This window comes from Streptomyces sp. NBC_01260 (assembly GCF_036226405.1).
In the GTDB taxonomy this organism is placed as follows: Bacteria; Actinomycetota; Actinomycetes; order Streptomycetales; family Streptomycetaceae; genus Streptomyces; species Streptomyces laculatispora.
In genome coordinates this window covers 3,632,019-3,650,932 of the sequence record NZ_CP108464.1, presented here as the reverse complement: position 1 = coordinate 3,650,932, position 18,914 = coordinate 3,632,019, and the positions used below count along the sequence as shown (strand labels likewise).

The 18,914-nt window shown below is 71.7% G+C and carries 17 protein-coding genes; 6 read left to right on the top strand and 11 right to left on the bottom strand.

Translation table 11 applies throughout. The features are described from left to right. Positions 1-53 precede the first annotated feature (53 nt). The 3 genes from OG322_RS16065 to OG322_RS16055 all read right to left on the bottom strand — a co-directional run bounded on the left by OG322_RS16065 (position 54) and on the right by OG322_RS16055 (position 2,577). Entirely contained in the window at positions 54-551 is a 498-nt protein-coding gene (locus OG322_RS16065; RefSeq protein WP_123460741.1) for a hypothetical protein, read from the bottom strand. 98 nt (positions 552-649) lie between these two features. Then, a complete protein-coding gene (locus tag OG322_RS16060) occupies positions 650-1,333 on the bottom strand; it encodes a response regulator transcription factor (protein WP_329306573.1) in 684 nt (227 codons plus the stop codon). Beyond that, positions 1,330-2,577, bottom strand: a complete 1,248-nt coding sequence (locus OG322_RS16055; RefSeq protein WP_124284655.1) for a sensor histidine kinase — start codon at positions 2,575-2,577, stop codon at positions 1,330-1,332. The genes OG322_RS16060 and OG322_RS16055 overlap by 4 nt, the downstream gene beginning before the upstream one ends. A 241-nt stretch (positions 2,578-2,818) precedes the next feature. On the opposite strand from OG322_RS16055, the gene OG322_RS16050 reads away from it, so the two are divergent. Both OG322_RS16050 and OG322_RS16045 read left to right on the top strand, forming a co-directional pair. Then, positions 2,819-3,376 (top strand): GlcG/HbpS family heme-binding protein, encoded by a 558-nt coding sequence (locus OG322_RS16050; protein ID WP_123462254.1) that lies wholly within the window; start codon positions 2,819-2,821, stop codon positions 3,374-3,376. Between the two features lie 346 nt (positions 3,377-3,722). Continuing rightward, positions 3,723-5,147, top strand: coding sequence for a M1 family metallopeptidase (locus OG322_RS16045; RefSeq protein ID WP_124284656.1), 1,425 nt, complete (start codon positions 3,723-3,725; stop codon positions 5,145-5,147). A 28-nt stretch (positions 5,148-5,175) separates the two neighbouring features. Here OG322_RS16045 and OG322_RS16040 read toward each other — a convergent pair whose 3' ends face one another. Beyond that, positions 5,176-6,759, bottom strand: a complete 1,584-nt coding sequence (locus OG322_RS16040) for a M4 family metallopeptidase (protein ID WP_124284657.1) — start codon at positions 6,757-6,759, stop codon at positions 5,176-5,178. 277 nt (positions 6,760-7,036) lie between these two features. Continuing rightward, positions 7,037-7,612 (bottom strand): TerD family protein, encoded by a 576-nt coding sequence (locus tag OG322_RS16035; RefSeq protein ID WP_123460746.1) that lies wholly within the window; start codon positions 7,610-7,612, stop codon positions 7,037-7,039. Between the two features lie 191 nt (positions 7,613-7,803). Between OG322_RS16035 and arfB the strand changes: the two genes are divergently transcribed. Then, positions 7,804-8,238 carry an alternative ribosome rescue aminoacyl-tRNA hydrolase ArfB gene (gene arfB / locus OG322_RS16030; protein ID WP_123460747.1) on the top strand — a complete coding sequence of 145 codons (435 nt, stop codon included), beginning with the start codon at positions 7,804-7,806 and terminating at the stop codon, positions 8,236-8,238. 135 nt (positions 8,239-8,373) lie between these two features. Here the strand turns inward: arfB and OG322_RS16025 are convergent, their stop codons facing one another. Then, positions 8,374-8,880 carry a flavin reductase family protein gene (locus OG322_RS16025; RefSeq protein ID WP_123460748.1) on the bottom strand — a complete coding sequence of 169 codons (507 nt, stop codon included), beginning with the start codon at positions 8,878-8,880 and terminating at the stop codon, positions 8,374-8,376. 299 nt (positions 8,881-9,179) lie between these two features. On the opposite strand from OG322_RS16025, the gene cdgB reads away from it, so the two are divergent. Together cdgB and OG322_RS16015 are read left to right on the top strand one after the other, a co-directional pair. Beyond that, positions 9,180-10,829 (top strand): diguanylate cyclase CdgB, encoded by a 1,650-nt coding sequence (cdgB, locus tag OG322_RS16020; protein WP_123460749.1) that lies wholly within the window; start codon positions 9,180-9,182, stop codon positions 10,827-10,829. Positions 10,830-10,981: 152 nt separating this feature from the next. After that, positions 10,982-11,965: a CBM35 domain-containing protein gene (locus tag OG322_RS16015; protein WP_123460750.1), complete on the top strand. Its 984-nt coding sequence runs from the start codon at positions 10,982-10,984 to the stop codon at positions 11,963-11,965. Positions 11,966-12,170: 205 nt separating this feature from the next. Here the strand turns inward: OG322_RS16015 and OG322_RS16010 are convergent, their stop codons facing one another. From OG322_RS16010 to OG322_RS15990, 5 genes are all read right to left on the bottom strand, one after another. Next, a complete protein-coding gene (locus OG322_RS16010) occupies positions 12,171-13,034 on the bottom strand; it encodes a class II fructose-bisphosphate aldolase (RefSeq protein ID WP_123460751.1) in 864 nt (287 codons plus the stop codon). A gap of 55 nt (positions 13,035-13,089) precedes the next feature. Next, the gene (locus tag OG322_RS16005; protein WP_124285257.1) at positions 13,090-14,031 is read right to left on the bottom strand and encodes a 1-phosphofructokinase family hexose kinase; all 942 of its coding nucleotides are present in this window, start codon (positions 14,029-14,031) and stop codon (positions 13,090-13,092) included. 168 nt (positions 14,032-14,199) lie between these two features. Then, complete coding sequence (gene nagA / locus OG322_RS16000; RefSeq protein ID WP_123460752.1) at positions 14,200-15,360, bottom strand: N-acetylglucosamine-6-phosphate deacetylase; 1,161 nt, start codon at positions 15,358-15,360, stop codon at positions 14,200-14,202. After that, positions 15,360-16,292, bottom strand: coding sequence for an ROK family protein (locus OG322_RS15995; protein WP_123460753.1), 933 nt, complete (start codon positions 16,290-16,292; stop codon positions 15,360-15,362). Before OG322_RS15995 ends, nagA begins: the two co-directional genes overlap by 1 nt. 162 nt (positions 16,293-16,454) lie before the next feature. Beyond that, positions 16,455-17,363 (bottom strand): SIS domain-containing protein, encoded by a 909-nt coding sequence (locus OG322_RS15990; protein ID WP_123460754.1) that lies wholly within the window; start codon positions 17,361-17,363, stop codon positions 16,455-16,457. A 333-nt stretch (positions 17,364-17,696) separates the two neighbouring features. Between OG322_RS15990 and OG322_RS15985 the strand changes: the two genes are divergently transcribed. After that, positions 17,697-18,914, top strand: a complete 1,218-nt coding sequence (locus OG322_RS15985) for an extracellular solute-binding protein (RefSeq protein WP_164494372.1) — start codon at positions 17,697-17,699, stop codon at positions 18,912-18,914.

The window sequence follows — 18,914 nt, the reverse complement described above, 5'->3', positions numbered from 1 at the left end:
CGGAGGCGCCCGCTCGGAGGCGGGGGCTGCGAGACGGGGCTGGGAGGCTGGGGTCAGAGGCGGGGGAAGCGGGCCTGGAGGTCCCAGATCGCCGGGTTGTCGGCGAGGCCTTCGTGCATGTCGGCGAGGTCGGCGATCAGGTCGTGCAGGAAGTCGCGGGCCTCGCGGCGCAGCAGGGAGTGGTTGAAGGTGAGCGGTGCTTCCTCCGCGGGCATCCAGTCGGCCTCGACGTCGACCCAGCCGAAGCGGCGCTCGAAGAGCATCCGGTCGGACGACTCGGTGAAGTCGAGTTCGGCGAACTGGCGGCGGTGCGAGCGGTTGCCGCGGGGGTCGCGGTCGATCTGTTCGACGATGTCGCACAGGGCCCAGGCGAAGTCGAGCACCGGTACCCATCCCCAGCCTGTGGATACTTCGCGGTCCTCCTTGGTGTCCGCGAGGTAGACGTCCCCGGAGAACAGATCGTGGCGCAGGGAGCGGACGTCCGCTCGGCGGTAGTCGGTCTGCGGGGGATCGGGGAAGCGTCGGGAGAGGGAGTAGCCGATGTCGAGCACGGTTCGATGGTGTCATGCCCGGCGTGTCGCTCCCGCACCAGCGGATCGTTGCCCTGTTCCGCGCGGGCCGGCTGCGCGGAGCCGCGCGGAACGGGCCGTCAGGGCAGCAGCCGTTGTTCCTTCGCGACGGAGACGGCTCCGGCCCGGGTGTCGACGCCGAGTTTGTCGTAGATCCGGCCCAGATGGGTCTTGACGGTGGCCTCGCTGATGAACAGGGCGCGGGCGATGTCGCGGTTGCCCAGGCCCCGGGAGAGCTGGCCGAGGATGTCGCGTTCGCGGTCGGTGAGGGTGGGCAGCGGCCTGCGCATACGGGCCATGACGCGGCTGGCGACGGGCGGGGAGAGCGTGGTGCGGCCCTGGGCGGCCGAGCGGATCGCGGCGAAGAGCTCCTCCGGGCGTTCGGCCTTCAGCAGGTAGCCGGTGGCGCCCGCCCCGATGGCGCGGGTGATGTCGGCGTCCGTGTCGTACGTGGTGAGGACCAGGACGTGGGGACCGGACGCGGCACTGGACGCGCCACCGGCGGTGGCGGCTGAGGTGCCACCGGCGGTTGCGGTGATGCGGCGGGTGGCCTCGACGCCGTCGATGCCCTCGCCCAGCTGGAGGTCCATCAGGACGACGTCGGGGGTGAGCCGGCCGGCCAGGGCGACGGCCTCCTCGCCGCTGCCCGCCTCGCCGACGACCTCGATGTCGGGTTCGCTGCCGAGGAGGGCGAGGAGTCCGGCGCGTACGACGGCGTGGTCGTCGCAGAGCAGGATGCGGACGGGCGGCTGCGCGGCGGTCATGCGGGGTCCTGGGGGGTGAGGGCGGCGGGTCCGTCGGTGAGGGGGACGGCGGCGGTCACCACGGTGCCTTCGCCGGGTGCGGATTCGATGGTGAGGCTGCCGCCGAGCTGACGCAGCCGGGCGCGCATCGCGGGCAGCCCGTGACCGCGTACGCCGCCCGGCGCTCCGGTGTGCGCGGCGGGGGCGAAGCCGTGGCCGTTGTCGGCGATGTCGAGGACGATCCGGTCGTCGAGGTGGGTGAGGGTCAGGGCGGCCTCGGTGGCGTCCGCGTGCTCGGTCACGTTGGCCAGTGCGCCCTGGGCGATCCGCAGCAGCGCGGACTGCACCCGGTCGGGCAGCGCGGCGTGGGGTGCGCCCTCGACGTGGCAGCGGACGGTCGGCCGGCCCTGTGCCTGCGCGGTCTCGCGGGCGGCGAGTGCGTGCAGCGCCGCGTCCAGCCCGCCGCCCTCGGCCAGGTCGGCGGGGGCCAGGTCGTGGACGAAGCGGCGGGCCTCGGCGAGGTTGCGTTCCGCGATGCCGGTGGCGGTACGGATGTGGCGGCGGGCGGTCGCCGGGTCGGTGTCCCAGGTGCGGTCGGCGGCCTGGAGCAGCATCTGCTGGCTGGACAGGCCCTGGGCGAGGGTGTCGTGGATCTCCATGGAGAGCCGCTGGCGTTCGGCGAGGGTGCCTTCGCGCCGTTCGGTGGCGGCCAGCTCGCGGCGGGTGCGCAGCAGGTCGCCGATGAGTTCGTCCTGGCGTGCGGCCTGCCGTTGCGTGTGGACGAAGACGGCGGTCGCGACGGCCGCGACGGCGGGCGGGGCGAGGACCAGGTTCGGGTCGAAGCCGTCGGCCAGCCGCAGTTGCGCGGCGACGACGAACAGGGTGAGCAGCGCGACCAGGGCGAGCGCGGCGCGCGGCGGCAGGATGCGCAGCCCGGTGTAGAAGAGCGGGACCGCGCACCACGCGAAGCTCGGCGCGAGGACGACCAGCACCATCCACACGGCGACCAGCGCCCCCAGCCAGAGCAGGCTGCGCGGCGTCGGGCGGGAGCCGAGCACCGGGCCGATCACGTACAGGGCGGCCAGGGCTACGGACAGCCCGATGATCCACGGGGTGCGGGCCTCGCCGGGGTGGCGCAGCAGGAACCGGCTCAGCGAGGCGCCCAGGAGTAGGAAGAACGCGGCGTGCATGAGCAGGGCGAGACCACGGGTGTCCGCGTCGGCGGCCCACCCCGCGCCACGTGCCGACGGGGTTCGCTGCTCCACCTGGTACCCCTGCTCCTCACCGCGGGCCCCTGTCCGGAGACCGCTGCTGACCTGCGCGGACACTCCATCGTCACCCTGATCGGCCGCCCCCGCATCAACCGATCGGCCGATGGGGCCGTCAGCCGTCCCGCGTGCGGTGTCGAGCCGGTACGCCGACCGTACGGCCCCGGAACCGGCCCAAGGATGGAACACAGAACGCAGGAACCCCCGCTGTCCCGCTGAGGAGCCCACCATGAAGAACCTGACGAAGATGTCGCTGCGCACCCGTGTCCTGACCGGCACTGTCGCCGCCGCGGCCCTCGGGGCCGGCACCCTCGGCGCCGTGTCCGCGAACGCCTCCGCCCCCGCCGCCGCGCCCGCCACCGCCGTCCGGGCGGACACCGCGGACCGGAACCTCCAGCAGTCCACGCACCTGACCGTGGACGCCGCGTCGAAGGCCGCTCGGGCGGCCCTGGACGCGGCGGAGAAGGAGCACCAGCGCGTGGCCGTGTCCGTCGTCGACCGCAACGGCAACACCGTCGTCACCCTGCGCGGCGACGGCGCGGGCCCGCAGGCGTACGAGTCGGCGGTGAAGAAGGCGTACACCGCCGTGTCCTGGAACGCTCCCACGTCCGAGCTGGCCAAGCGGCTCGACCAGACCCCGAACCTGAAGGACATCCCTGGCACGCTGTTCCTCGCGGGCGGCGCCCCGGTGCAGGTCAAGGGCGCTCCGGTGGCCGGCATCGGGGTGGCCGGCGCGCCCAGCGGCGACCTCGACGAGAAGTTCGCGCGGGCCGGCGCCGCCGCCCTCGCCAGGTAGTCGCACCGAACCACGGGGGACGGACCTGAACGCCCTCGATCATCAGCCGCTGGACGCCGCACGCGCCGGTACCCCCGGCCTCGGTACCCCCGGCCCCCGGCACTCCCGGCCCCCGGCACTCCCGGTCCGGCCGGTGGCCGGGGACCGGCCGGTTGGCGTCGCGGTGCTCTGACGCGGGCGGGACCGGAGCCGGGGCACGGAACCGATTCAGGCGTCCGGCATCCCCGCACTCCGACATTCCGCACATAGGATCATCGGCGTGGATCAACGCTCCCCGGAACGCTTCCCCGCACGCGGCACGGCACGCACGCCCCACAGGGCAACGCCCCACAGGGCAACGCCTCGCGTGGCCGCGCCCCGCAGGGCCACCCCTCGCAGGGCGAGGACCGCCGTCCTGCTGCTCGCCCTGGCGGTCCTCGCCCCCGGCTGCAGCGCGAGTGCCGGTGGCGTGGACGGCACCCCGGGCGCCTCCGGGGTGCGCGATCCGTACTTCCCCAAGCTGGGCAACGGCGGCTACGACGTCACGCACTACGCCCTCACGCTCGATGTCGGCCAGGACGCGAAGACGCTGCGCGGCACCGCCGAGATCACCGCGCGCGCCACCCAGGACCTCAGCTCGTTCAACCTCGATCTGGCCGGGCTGACGGTGGAGTCGGCCACGGTGGAGGGGCGCCCCGCCGCCGTCAACCGGGCGGGCGACGAGCTGACGCTGCGTCCGGACATCAAGGTCCAGGACCGGCTCCGCCGGGGCCTGACCTTCCGTACGGTCGTGCGCTACTCCGGCTCCCCGCAGACCATCAAGGACCCGGACGGTTCGAAGGAGGGCTGGCTGCCGACCGCCGACGGAGCGGTGGCGCTGGGCGAACCGACCGGCTCGATGGCGTGGTTCCCGGGCAACAACCACCCGAGCGACAAGGCCACGTACGACCTGACGGTCACCGTTGCCAAGGGGCTGACAGCGGTCTCCAACGGTGTGCCGGCCGGTCCGCCCAGGACGGCCGGGGGCCGCACCACGTACCGCTGGCACACCGCCGAACCGATGGCGAGCTATCTCGCGACGCTGGCCGTCGGCCGGTTCGAGACGAAGACGTCGACCATGGCGGGCGGCATCACGGTGTTCACCGCCGTGGACCCGGTGTCGGCGAAGGCGAGTGCGCGGACGGTGGCCCGGGTTCCCGAGGTGGTGAAGTGGGAGGCCGCGCACTTCGGCCCGTACCCGTTCTCCGCCACGGGCGCGATCGTCGAGCGAAAGGGGGACGCCGGGTACGCGCTGGAGACGCAGAACCGGCCGTTCTTCCCCGGGCCGCCGAGCGTCGGGCTGCTCGTCCACGAGATGGCGCACCAGTGGTTCGGTGACTCGGTCACGCCCGAGAGCTGGCAGGACATGTGGCTCAACGAGGGTCTGGCGACCTACGCGGAGTGGCTGTGGGAGGAGGAGAAGGAGGACACCCCGGCCCAGCAGTCGTTCGACGAGGCCTACAAGGACGACGACAACTGGGCCTTCCCGCCGGCCGATCCGCCGGCCCCCGCCAACATCTCGGACCCGCCGGTGTACGGGCGGGGCGCCATGGTGATCCACAAGATCCGCGAGGCCGTGGACGACGACGAGCGGTTCTTCGCGCTGCTCGCGGGCTGGACGAAGGCCCACCGGCACGGCAACGCCACGACGGCGGACTTCACCGCCTACGTCGAGAAGGCGACCGGCAAGGATCTGACGGAGCTGTGGAAGACCTGGCTGTACGGCGGGAGCCGGCCCGCCGCGGACGGCTGACCGGCTCCCGGGAGCAACGCGGTGGGCGCTACTTCACGTTGACACCGCTCCAGGCGGCGTCGACGGCCTTCAGCTCGGCGCTGTCCGCCCCGTACAGGTCGGTCGCCGCCTTCTCGGTCGCCGTGCGGGCGGCCGCGTAGTCGGTGGACGAGGTCATGTACTCGGAGAGGGCCTTGTACCAGATCTGGATGGCCTTGTCCCGGCCGATGCCGGTGACCGTGGAGCCGTCGGAGGTCGGGGAGTCGTAGTCGACTCCGTTGATGGTCTTCGCGCCGCTGCCCTCGGCCAGCAGGTAGAAGAAGTGGTTGGCGACACCGGACGAGTAGTGCACGTCCAGGTCACCGACGCTGCTGTCCCAGTAGTCGGCCGAGCCGCCGTCCTTGCTCGGCTGGTCCATGTAGCGCAGCGGGCTGCCGTCGCCGTTGATGTCGATCTTCTCGCCGATGAGGTAGTCGCCGACGTCGGTGGCGTTGTCGGCGAAGAACTCCACCGCGGTGCCGAAGATGTCGCTGGTCGCCTCGTTGAGGCCGCCGGACTCGCCGACGTAGTCGAGGTTGGCGGTCGACGCGGTCAGCCCGTGGCTCATCTCGTGGCCGGCGACGTCGAGGCCGGTGAGGGCGCTCTTGTTGTCGGCGCCGTCGCCGTACGTCATGCAGAAGCAGCTGTCGTCCCAGAACGCGTTGACGTACGCGTCGCCGTAGTGGACCCGGGAGTAGGCGGCCTTGCCGTCGCCCGCGATGCCGTCGCGGCCGAGCGCCGTCTTGTAGAAGTCCCAGGTCTTCGCGGCGCCGTAGTGGGCGTCGACCGCGGCGGTCTGGCGGTCGTTGCCGGTGCCGTCGCCCCACGTGTTGTCGTCGTCGGTGACCAGGTCGCCGGTGCCGCTCTCGCCCTGGTTCAGGTCGTACGTCTTGTGGCCGCCGCGGTCGCCGTCGGTCAGCTCGAAGCCGGAACCGGAGGCGGTGGTGGACAGGTCGACCTTGCCGCTGTACTGGCTGTTGCCGACGCCGGCCGTCTCGACCGCTTCGTAGCTGTGCAGCGTCTTGCCGGTGGTGGCGTCCGTGATGATGTGGCGGCGGCTGGGCGTGCCGTCCTTCTGCACTCCGGTCTTCACGGACTCGAACGCGAGGACGGGCTTGCCGCTGCCCGCCCAGATCACCTTGCGGGCGGCGGCCGCGGTCTTGATCTTCGCCGTCGTGGACGGCACGGATATCCTGGCGTCGGTCGCCTTGGTGACGCTCTTGAGCTTGCCGTTGCTCGCGGTGTGGGTGACCAGGTCGCCGCCGATGACGGGCAGTCCGGCGTAGGTGCGCTCGTAGCGGGTGTGGACCGTGCCCTTGGCGTCCTTGATCACGTCACGGGCGATCAGCTTCTCCTTGCCGCCGAGCCCGAGCGAGCCGGCGGTCGAAGAGGCGTCGGTCTGGGCCGACTTGATGGCCGCCGTGCGCGCCGAGGCGCTGCTGAAGGCGGGCGAGGAGGTGCGGGGAGAGGCGGAGGAACCGTCGTTGGGGGCGGCCGGCCCGGCGTTCGCCGTTCCGGTCTGTACTCCGACGACGACCATCGCGGCCACGGCGGCCAGGGCTGCTGCGCGACGGGTGTTCATGTGGGGGGTCATGGGTTCTCCGTTGCTCGTTCCGTGGGGGGTTACGAGCGGAGAGCGTGCCACTGAATGACCGACATTGACGGTGTACTAACAATTACCTCACAATTCTTTGACCAGTTCTTGTCCGACTGGGGTACGTCCGTGTCCGCTATCCGGCGGACTTCCCTCACTTGTGCAACACCGCGTGTCGTTCGCCCCGTTGGGAGCGGTCAGTGGTACGCGGACGCGCGGGAGCCCCCGGCCGCAGGACGATCGGCCGGGGGCTCCGGTGAAGCGGAAGGACGGAGCGTCAGAGAGTGACGCCGAAGTCCTGGGCGATGCCGCGCAGGCCGGAGGCGTAGCCCTGGCCGACGGCACGGAACTTCCACTCGGCGCCGTTGCGGTACAGCTCGCCGAAGACCATGGCGGTCTCGGTGGCGGCGTCCTCGCTCAGGTCGTAGCGGGCGATCTCGGCGCCGCCGGCCTGGTTGAGGATGCGGATGTACGCGTTGCGCACCTGGCCGAAGTTCTGGCTGCGGGTCTCGGCATCGTAGATCGACACCGGGAAGACGATCTTGTCGATGTCGGCCGGCAGGCCCGCCAGGTTGACGTTGATCTGCTCGTCGTCGCCCTCGCCCTCGCCCGTGACGTTGTCACCGGTGTGCACGATGGTCTGGTCCGGCGTCGCCTTGTTGTTGAAGAAGACGAAGTGGCCGTCGGAGAAGACCTTCCCGGCGGCGTTGACCGCGATCGCGGAGGCGTCGAGGTCGAAATCCGTGCCGGTGGTGGTCCGGACGTCCCAGCCGAGGCCGACCGTGACGGCGGTGAGGCCGGGGGCCTCCTTGGTGAGGGAGACGTTGCCGCCCTTGGACAGGCTTACTGCCATGGGAAGTCCCTTTCATCTGTCGTCTGCGGGCTTCGTGTCGTCACGAAGCTACCGTCACCCCTCATAACGCAGGCAGGGGACCGGGAGGTTCCTTCCGCCTTTGCTTTCTTTACCGAACTGATGGCGGGACGCGGCCGGAGAACCGGTGGTGCGGCTAAAGAAGGTGACGAACACCCGGTGGGCCGGGGAACATGGGTGTCATGTCCGGGCCCTATGTCATCCGCGGTGCGGTCTCCCTGCCGGAGGCCGAGCTCATGTGGCGTTTCTCGCGGTCCTCAGGGCCAGGCGGGCAGCACGTCAACACCAGCGACTCCCAGGTGGAGCTCCGCTTCGACCTCGCGGCGACCGAGTCGCTGCCCGAGGTGTGGAAGGAGCGCGCGCTGGAGCGGCTGGCGAACCGGCTGGTCAACGGCGTGGTGTCGGTACGGTCCTCGGAGCACCGCTCGCAGTGGCGCAACCGCGAGACGGCCGTCGTACGGCTCACCGCCCTGCTGGCCGAGGCCACGGCGCCGCCCCCCAAGCCGCGCGTCAAGCGCAAGATCCCGCGCGGCATCAACGAGCGCAGGCTGCGCGAGAAGAAGCAGCGCGGCGACACCAAGCGCGGCCGCTCGGGCCGCGACTGGTGAACGGGGCATCCGCGGCCGGCCAGGTGCGGCGCCCGCCCGCGGCCGGCCAGGTGCGGCGCCCGCCCGCGGCCGGCCCGGTGCGGCGCCCCCTGCCGTCACCCCCGCCGTCAAACCGGCCGCCGGCAGCGCCCGGTGTCAGCCCAGCTGCCGGTAGCGCCCGCGGAAGTACGTCAGCGGGCCGCCGTCCTCGCTCGGCAGCCGCGCAGTGAGCACCCGTCCGATCACCAGCGTGTGATCACCCGCCAGGACACGCTGCTCCGTGCGGCACTCCAGGGTGGCGAGCGCGCCCCCGGCCAGCGGCGCTCCGGTGATCTCCCCGCGTACACAGGGGATGTCCTCGAACAGCAGCCGGTCGCTGATCCGGCCCTTCATGGCGAACCGTCCGGCGATGTGCCGCTGGCTCTCCGACAGGACCGAGACGGCCCACAGCGGCTGTTCCGCCAACAAGTCGTCCATCCGTGAGTCGTTGCGCAGGCTCACCATGACCAGGGGCGGGTCCATCGAGACCGACATGAACGCGGTCGCGGTCATGCCGACGTCCTCGCCGCGTCCGTGCTCGTCGAGCGGCGGCTCCTGCGCGGTGATCAGCACCACACCGGCGGCCAGTCGGGCGAGGGCGCCGCGGAACTCGTCGTTGCTCACCCCCTCAGCATGGGGGATGGGCTCGGAACGCGGGGTGGGGGGCTTCGTCTGCAACACACCGGGCACGCTAGCCGTGCGCGGCGGCCCGGCGCATCGGGCCAGGGGACCAGCCAGGTCCTAGGACCGGCTGAAATCCTTTACCATCTGTTGTGACTTGGCTCACAGAGCGCAATATTTGTTGACCCTGTGTACCGGGTGCACAGCTCACTGTGATTCAGTGGCCGTGACACTGCAGTAAGTACGTCAAGTACACCGATATGAAACCTGGAGTGCTGTCGAGGTCTCGGGGAGTGCGAGCGATGGAGGCCGAGTCGGAGCCGTACGTCCGTCTTGCGACGATGCGGCAGCTGCACCAGGCCGTGGCCGATCTCAACACGGCGCGGAGCCTGGCCGACACGCTGCAGACCGTGGCCGATGGAATCGTCGCCGGTCTCGGCTACGAGCTGGCCTGCGTCAACCTCGTCCGTCCCGACGGTGATCTCGTGGTCGCCGCCTTCGCCGGCAACAGCGCCGCCGAGGCACTGATCACCGGCCGCGTCGGCTCCCGCACCTCCTGGGAGCGCCGGCTGGCCATGGGTGAGATATGGGACGAGCTCCGCTTCATACCGCACACCGACGGCTGGGTCCTCCTCGACGACGACGTCCCGCAGTGGCACACCGAGGGCCCCGAGCCCCGCTTCGAGGACGAGTGGCACCCGCAGGACCGGCTCTACGCCCCGATGTACGCCTCCGGCGGCGGCCTCGACCTCCTCGGCGTCCTATCCGTCGACCGCCCCCGCAACGGCCGCCGCCCCGGCGCCTGGGGCCGCGAGGCGCTCCAGATGTACGCGTCCCAGTCGGCCATCGCCATCAGCAACGCCAGGCTCCGGGCCAACATGCAGCGCGCCCTGGTCCGCCTGGAGCGTGAACAGCAGGCGCTGCGGGCCAGCGAGGAATCATTCCGCCAGGCCTTCGAGTACGCCCCCAGCGGCATGGCCATCGCGGAGATGGGCGGCGACCAGCACGGGCGGCTGCTGCGCACCAACGACGCCCTGTGCCGGCTGCTCGGCCGCCCCGCCTCGGTGCTGCGCCGCTACTCCTTCGCCGACCTGGTCCACCCCGAGGACATCGGCACCCTGCTCCGTACCTCCGCCGAGGGCGGCCGCGCCGAGCTGCGGCTGGGCCGTCGGGACGGCACCTACCTCTGGGTCTCGCTGCGCAACTCCGTCGTCGCGGACACCGCGGACGGGCCGCGCTTCCTGCTCACCCATGTCGAGGACATAGAGGAGCGCAAGCGCCACGAGCTGAACCTCGCGCACCGCGCCTCGCACGACGCGCTCACCGGTCTGCCCAACAGTGCGGAGCTGCGCTCCCGGCTCAGCGCCCGGCTCTGCGAGCGCCCGCACGCGGTGGCGTCCACGGATGTGCAGGCGCTGGACGCGGCGTACGGCGATGTGGACGAGGCCCGGGTGCACGGCTTCCCCGTCGACGGATTCGACGCGGCGGCGGGCGTCGGCCCCTACGACCACCATGTGCACTCCGTCGCACCCGACACCGTGCAGGACGACGGGGCGAAGGGGCTCGCGGTGCTCTTCTGCGACCTGGACGGCTTCAAGTCGATCAACGACCGCTTCGGCCACCACACGGGTGACGCGGTTCTCATCGAGGTCGCCCGCCGGCTCACCACCTGTGTCCGCGACGGTGACACCGTCGCCCGGCTCGGGGGTGACGAATTCGTCGTTCTCGCGGACGGGCTGGGGTCCGCAGACGCCGCGGACCTGGCCGTACGCCTGCGTAACGCCATCATTCCGCCGATTCGGGTCGACGGCCGGGCGGTGCGCGTCGGGGCGAGTTTCGGCATCGGGTGGGCCGCCTGCGGCATGACCGCCGAAGAGGTACTGCGCTCCGCCGACCAGCGGATGTACGTCGAGAAGCGGTCCAGGTCGAAGGTTCACCGCAGGGCCGGGTGACGTTTGCCGACGTGTTGTGCGCTTACCCCACCCCGGTTCCCGCCGCACCTCCGGCAACTCCTGGCGAGGTCTGTTCGGGGTAGGCTCGGCCGGTCGGCGAGGACTGACGGCATACGGCGAGGGCCGACGACATGGTGAGGAGTGACCCAGGGATGGCCGGGAACAACGGCGCGAGCACACCCGAGGACGACGACCCGTTCGGCTACCTCTACGAGGACGGGCGAGCGGCCGGCGCACAGCCGCCGGGTCAGGGAGGCTACGGCTACCCGGGTCCCGCCGCGCAGCCCGGCGTGCCGCGGACCTCTTACAACCAGGTGCGGACCGTCGGCGAGCGTCAGTACGGGCAGCAGGGGGCGTACGGCTACCCGCAGGCGCAGAACGCCCAGTACGGACAGCCCCAGGGGCAGTACGGGCAGCCGAACGCGCAGTACGCGGCCCCGGAGACGTACCCCGGCGCTCCCACCACGCAGGTCCCGCACCAGGGCGGCCGGGGCAACGGCGGTCCCGGCAAGGGCGGCCCCAACACCAAGGGCCTGTTGATCGGTGCGGTCGCGGTGGTCGCGGTCGTGCTCATCGGCATCGGCGCCGCGCTGATGACGGGCGACGGCGGCAAGGACAAGAAGAAGGAGGAGGCGACGTCCTCCTCCGGCGCGGCCGGTGAGGTGCAGGAGTCGCCGAAGCCGCAGAATTCCGCCAGCTCCGAGGCCCCCGCCGAGCTCCCGAAGCAGGACGCGGCGTCGCTGAAGCTCGGCGGCACGGCCACCATCGACAAGGCCATCGGCGGTGCGGAAGGCCCCAACGGGTCGTATGTCACCGGCTTCAACGCGGTCGGCTCGTCCGTGACGTGGACGGCGAACCTGCACGCCGGCGGTTCGTACCGCCTGACGGTCCGCTACGCGATCCCCGCCAAGGACGCCAACGCCACGCTGACGGTCAACGGGAAGCCGAACTCCCAGCCGATCGGGCTCAAGAACTTCATCGGCTCCTCGGACTCGAACTGGGAGAAGAACTGGCAGACCACCTGGGCGCCGGTCAGCCTGACGAATGGCGAGAACGAGATCAGCATTTCGTGCCAGGACGGAAACCAGTGCGACGTGATCCTCGACTGGGTCGAGGTCACACCCGCGAAGGACTGAGTTCTCCCGACGCGTCTCCGTCTCCGCGGGGCGTGTGCTGACTGCCGGAAACAGCGGGCCCCGCCCCACGCCGAGTGCGTGGGACGGGGCCCGTTTCGATGGCCCGCGACTGCGGTGTCAGGACCAGCGGGACACCCCAGATCAGAACACCGGGTCTGACGACAGCGGAGAGATCCGGCCACCCGCGGTCAGCCGTTGGTCCGGGTCAGCGTGCGGCGCCGGACACAAGCCCCAGGAAGTGGCTGATCACCGCGGCCATGGCCTCGCGGCCGGGGGCGAGGTACTTGCGCGGGTCCACGCCCGTGGTGTTCTCGGCCAGGTGGGCCCGGACGGCTCCGGTGAACGCGGTGTTCAGCGCCGTGCCCACGTTGATCTTGACCATGCCGGAGGAGGCGACGGCCTGGCGGATCTCGTCGTCCGGGACGCCGCTGGAGCCGTGCAGCACCAGCGGGACGGGGACGGCGTCGCGCAGCCGGCCGATCAGGGCGTGGTCCAGGGCGGCGGTGCGCTCGGTCATCGCGTGCGAGGAGCCGACGGCGACGGCCAGCGCGTCCACGCCGGTGGCGGCGACGTACGCGGCGGCCTCGGCCGGGTCGGTGCGGACGCCGGGGGCGTGGGCGTCGAGCGGGGCCTCGCCCTCCTTGCCGCCGACCTTGCCGAGTTCGGCCTCGATCCAGATACCGCGCTCGTGGCCCCAGGCGACGGCTTCGGCGGTGGCCCGGACGTTGTCCTCGTAGCTCAGCTTGGAGGCGTCGAACATCACCGAGCCGAAGCCCTCGCCGGATGCCTGGTGCAGCAGCTCCACGGACTCGACGTGGTCGAGGTGGAGGGCGAGCGGGGCGGCGGAGGTGCGGGCGACGGCGGCGGCCGCGGCCGCGATGGCGGAGAGCCGGCCGCCGTGGAACTTCACGGCGTTCTCGGAGATCTGGAGGATGGCGGGGGCCCCCGCGCGCTCCGCACCGGTGGCGATGGCCTCCGCGTGTTCCAGCGTGATGACGTTGAAGGCGGCGATTCCGCGTCCCTCTGCCTGGGCGGCGGAGACGAGTTCACCGGTGCTGACGAGCGGCATGCTGACCTCTGTTGCTTCCTCGGACCCGCCGGACGGGCCCGGTGCGGTGCGGCGCTCAGGCCGCGGGTGCGTGTTCCTCGATGGCGACGCGCGGCAGCAGCTCCTCGTAGGCCGCGCGGTCGAAGTCACCGGCGGTGGGGGCCAGCACGGTCGCCGTTGACAGTGCCACCGCCCGTCGCAGCCGGTCCGGCCAGCTCAGGCCCTCGACGAGGCCGGACAGCAGTCCGGCCACCGCGGAGTCGCCCGCCCCGGTCGGGTTGCCCTTCACGGGGGCCGGCGGGGACGCCTGCCAGCTGCCGTCGGGCGTGACCGCCAGCATCCCGTCCGGGCCCAGCGAGGCGATCACCGCGTGCGCACCGCGGCGGCGGGCGTCGCGGGTGGCGCGCAGGGGGTCGCGGGAGCCGGTGAGCTGGGCGAGCTCGTCGGCGTTCGGCTTGATGAGGTCGGGGCGGGCGGCGATGCCCCGGCGCAGCGGTTCGCCGCTGGTGTCCAGGAGTACGGGGACGCCCGCGGCACGGGCCGGCCGGATCAGTTCGGCGTAGGCGCCGACGTGTATGCCCGGGGGCAGGCTGCCGCACAGGGCGACCGCGTCGGCGCCGGTCAGCAGTTCCTCGTACGAGCGGAGGAAGGCGGTCCACTCGGCGGCGGTGATGTGGGGGCCGGGTTCGTTGAACTGGGTGGTGTCGCCGGTGGCCCGGTCGGCGACGGCCAGGGTGCGGCGGGTGTCGCCGGCCACCGGGACGAGTGCGTCGGTGAGGGTCGCGGTGCCCGGCGGGAGGGCCGCGAGCAGTTCCCGCAGTACGGAGCCGGTGGCGCCTCCGGCGAAGCCGGTGACGACGCTGTCGTGGCCGAGGGCGGTGACCACCCGGGCGACGTTGATGCCCTTGCCGCCGGGGCGCTCGGAGAGATCGCTGACCCGGTGGCTGGAGTGCGGGACGAGGGCCGCGACGCCGTACGTCAGGTCGAGTGCCGTGTTCAGCGTGACCGTGAGGATCACCTCGGCCACCCCCTCGATCCGTGCTGAGCGCGGATGCCTTGGCAGAACGCGCTTTCCCTGATTGTTTCGCGAACGATCATGCCAAAGAGCCGGCGGCCGGCCCAGACCTCGGGAACAACCGCCGTCTCTTCGTTACGTATCCGCTCCGCGGTTCTCAAGGTGCGGTCCTCACACGGCCGCGGGCACCGGCCGGCTGATCCACTCGCCCTTGCGCATGACGCCCTTGAGCGTGAAGTCGGCGTCCAGGACCACCAGGTCGGCGTCCTTGCCCGGTTCCAGCGAGCCGACCCGGTCGTACACACCGAGCAGCCGGGCCGGGTTGGCGGAGATGGACTGCACCACGTCGCCGACCGGGATGCGGTCGATGGTGACGGCCCGGTGGAAGGCGGTGTCCAGGGTGAGCGTGGAGCCGGCGATGGAGCCGCCCTCGACGAGCCGGGCGACGCCGTCCTTGACCTCGACGGCGAGCGGGCCCAGCTGGTACTGGCCGTCGCCGAACCCGGCCGCGTCCATGGCGTCGGTGATCAGGGCGACGCGGTGGGCGCCCGCGTGGTGGTAGGCCAGTTGCAGGGCGGCCGGGTGCAGGTGCGTGCCGTCGTTGATCAGCTCGACCGTGATCCGCTCGTCCTCCAGGAGGGCGGCGATCGGGCCGGGCGCGCGGTGGCCGATGGGCGGCATCGCGTTGTAGAGGTGCGTGGCGACGGTGGCGCCCGCGTCGATCGCCTCGACGGTCTGCTCGTACGTGGCGTCGGTGTGCCCGATCGCGGCGATGACGCCGTGCTCGGCGAGCAGCCGTACGGACTCGATGCCGCCGGGCAGTTCGGTGGCGAGCGTGAACATCTTCGCGGTGCCGCGGGCGGCGTCCATCAGCTTGCGGACCTCGGCCGGGTCCGGGTGGCGCAGCAGGCCCTCGCTGTGCGCGCCCTTGCGGCACGGCGAGATGAAGGGGCCCTCGAAGTGGATGCCGGCCAGGTCGCCCTGTTCGACCAGCTCGGAGAGGACGCCGGCCCGTTCGGCGAGGAAGTCCATCTCGCCGGTGACGGTGGAGGCGACCAGGGTGGTGGTGCCGTGCTCGCGGTGGGTGCGGACGCCGGTGAGGACGTCGTCCACGGTGCCGGAGGTGAAGGAGGCGCCGCCTCCGCCGTGGTTGTGCATGTCCACGAAGCCGGGGACGATCCAGTGGCCGGACAGGTCGACGGTCCGGGCGTCCTGCGCCGGACTGCCGGCGATGCGGGTGCCCTCGATGATCACCCGGCCGTTCTCGACGGTGCCGGTGGGCAGTACCACCCGGGCACCTGCGAGAACTGTGCTGTCTGCGCGTCCGGCCATCAGGCGGATACCTCCGTGGAGAGAAGATCCCAGGCGAGCAGCCCTGCGCCCAGGCATCCGGCGGTGTCCCCGAGGGCCGCCGGGACGATGTGGGGCAGCTTTTGGAACGTGACGCGTTCCTCGACGGCCGCACGCAGTGGTGTGAACAAGGTTTCCCCCGCCTCGGCGAGACCGCCACCGATGATGAGAGTGCGGGGGTCCAGCAGGGTGAGCGCGGTGACCAGTCCGGCGGCGAGGGCGTCGACGGCGTCGTGCCAGACCGCCAGGGCCGCCGGGTCGCCCGACTCCACGGCCTTGGCGCAGTCCGCGGCGTCGGCCTTCGGGTCGCCGGAGGCGGCGGCCCAGGCCCGGCTGACGGCGGCCGCGGAGGCCAGCGTCTCCAGACAGCCGCGCTGGCCGCAGCTGCAGTCCGGGCCGTCCGGCCGGATCACGATGTGGCCGATCTCGCCCGCCGAGCCGTGGGCGCCCTCCTCGATGGTGCCCGCGATGCCGATGGCCCCGGCGATGCCGGTGCCCAGCGGGATGAACACGAAGCGGTCCGCGCCCCGGCCCGCTCCGATCCGGCCCTCGGCGAGCCCGCCGGTCCTGACGTCGTGGCCGAGGGCGACGGGGACGCCGCCGAGCCGTTCGCCGAGCAGCCGGCGCATGGGTACGTCGCTCCAGCCCAGGTTCGCGGAGTAGAGCGCGATCCCGTTCGCGGCGTCGACGATGCCGGGCACGGCGACACCGGCCGCGACGGCGCTCTCGCCGAAGTGCTCGACGCCGTACGCGCGCAGATCCGCCGCGAAGGCGAGGATCGACTCCACGACGGCGTCGGGGCCGCGCTCTCTGCCGGTCGCGCGCCGTGCCTCGTAGAGCAGGGCGCCATCGGCCCCGACCAGTGCGGCCTTCATTCCGGTGCCGCCCACATCGAGGGCGATGACGTGTTTCACGGGGAACAGTTTCGCCCGACGAACCCCAAAAGGTCTAGTCCACTATCGGTGTTTGTTGCGCATCCATACAAAATCGGGACCGTAACCCGGCGGCAATCCGCCGGCATCCGCACGCAATCCGCCGACAGCGCCCGTGACCGATGGGCCCGCGGACACGCCGCTCTAGCCCGGCAGGATCACGCTGCGCGACAGGTTGCGCGGGTGGTCCGGGTCGTACCCCTTCGACTCCGCGAGCGCCACCGCGAGCCGCTGGGCCCGGATCAGGTCGGCCATCGGGTCGGCGGCCGTGTGGGCGACGAGCGTTCCGCCGACCCCCGCGACCTCGCCCGCCAGGCCCTCGGGCAGTGCGCCGAACACCCACGCCACCCGGTTCGGGCCGGTGATCGCGATCGGGCCGTGGCGGTATTCCATCGCGGGGTACGACTCCGTCCAGGCGCCCGCCGCCTCGCGCATCTTCAGCCCGGCCTCCTGCGCCAGGCCGTAGGTCCAGCCGCGCCCCAGGAACGTCCACTGCTCGGCCGAGACCACCGCCTCGTCCAACGGCTCGGTCACCGCCAGCTCCGCGTCGACGGCTGCCTCGGTGACCGTCTTCACGCCCGCCGGGAGCGGGCCGGCCGCCTCCAGCCCGGCCCGCAGGAAGGCGAGCGCGGTGGTGGCGAACCGGGTCTGCACGACCGACTCCTCGTCGGCCCAGTCCAGTACGGCCACCGTGTCGGCGGCGTCCATGACCGGCGTCTTCGGGTCGGCGGTCAGCGCGACCGTGGGGGTCCGGCCGCGCAGTTCGCCCAGCAGGGCCAGCACCTCGCTCGTGGTGCCGGAGCGGGTGATCGCCACGACCCGGTCGTAGGACCGCCCGGCCGGGAACTCCGACGAGGCGTACGCGTCCGTCTCGCCCTGCCCGGCCGCCTCGCGCAGCGCCGCGTAGGCGATGGCCATGAACCAGGAGGTTCCGCACCCGGTGACGGCGACCCGCTCGCCCGGACGCGGCAGCCCCTCGGCCACCGCGCCCGCCTGGGCGGCACGCCGCCAGCAGCTGGGCTGGGTGGCAATTTCTGATGCGGTACGGGACATGCGGTACGGCTCCTTGCGGCGTGGGCGGAAGCGGGGCGGCACAGCGGCACCGCACGCGTGCGGTTATATGGCCTGGACCATTAAGGGCCTTGTGTCCGGCCCTGGTTGACCGAGACCTACTTAGCAGTCACTCCGCGTCCCGTGCAATGCTGCCGCGTTGCCGAAGCGATACCGGGGTGGTGTAGACCTCATCGGAAGCGATGGGGGAAAATCGCAGCTCATCCGGAGCGCCCCACGCAGACGTGGATGCCGCGGATGGCGTGATCGACGAGGACGGACTGGGCTGTGCAGCGGCGTTACTTGGGACTGACGGCGGCTGTCGCCGCTCTGGGGATGACGGCAACGCTGTCGGGCTGCGGCGGCGACAGTGACGGGGGCGACGTCACGCTGAAGCTGGTCGCGGCCGACTACGGCACCGGCGAGGCGAACAAGTCCGACACGTACTGGGACGGCGTCGCCAGGGGCTTCGAGGCGTCCCACCCCGGCATCAAGGTCGAGGTGACCGTCCTCCCGTGGACGGATGTCGACCGCAAGGTCGCCCAGATGGTGAAGGCCGGAAAGGCCCCCGACATCGCGCAGATCGGCGCGTACGCGGACTACGCCAAGGCCGGGAAGCTCTACTCCGCCGACCAGATGCTCAGCGTCCGCACCCAGGCGAACTTCCTGCCCGTCCTCGCGGACGCGGGCCGGGTCAACCAGGTCCAGTACGGGCTGCCGTTCGTGGCCAGCACCCGGCTGCTCTTCTACAACAAGAAGCTCTTCAGCCAGTCGGGCCTCGACGCCCCGAAGACCTGGAGCGACATCGCGGGCGACGCCGCCGCGCTCAAGGCACACGGCGTGAAGTATCCGTTCGCGCTGCCGCTGGGCCAGGAGGAGTCCCAGGCCGAGACGCTGATGTGGCTGCTCAGCGGCGGCGGCGGCTACACCGACGACGTCGGCTCGTACAACATCGACTCGGCCGAGAACATCAAGACGTTCGACTGGCTGAAGTCGAACCTCGTCGACAAGGGGCTCGTCGGCCCCGTCGCCCCCGGTGACCTCAACCGCGGCAAGGCCTTCGCGGCGTTCACCAAGGGTGAGGTCGGCATGCTCAACGGCCATCCGACGCTGATGCAGGAGGCCCAGAAGCAGGGCGTGGACGTCGGCATGGTGCCGCTGCCCGCCGTCTCCGGGCCCACCAGCAGCTCGATGGGCGTCGCCGACTGGATCATGGGCTTCAAGCAGAACAAGCACCGGGTCGAGACAGGCAAGTTCTTCGACTTCATGTTCAGCGACAAGAACGTCATCGACTTCGCCGACACGTACGACATGCTGCCGGTCACCGACAGCGCCTCGGGCTCGATGGAGACCGACCCCAAGTACAAGTCGCTGCACAAGTTCCTGGCCGCGCTGCCGAACGCGCAGTTCTACCCGTTCGGCAAGACGTCCTGGGCCCGGGCCAGCGAGTCGATCAAGAAGAACATCGGCGAGGCGGTCGAGCCGGGCGCGAGCCCCGAGAGCGTGCTGGGGCGCATAGCGCAGGAGTCCACGACGGCGGAGAGCGCGGAGTAG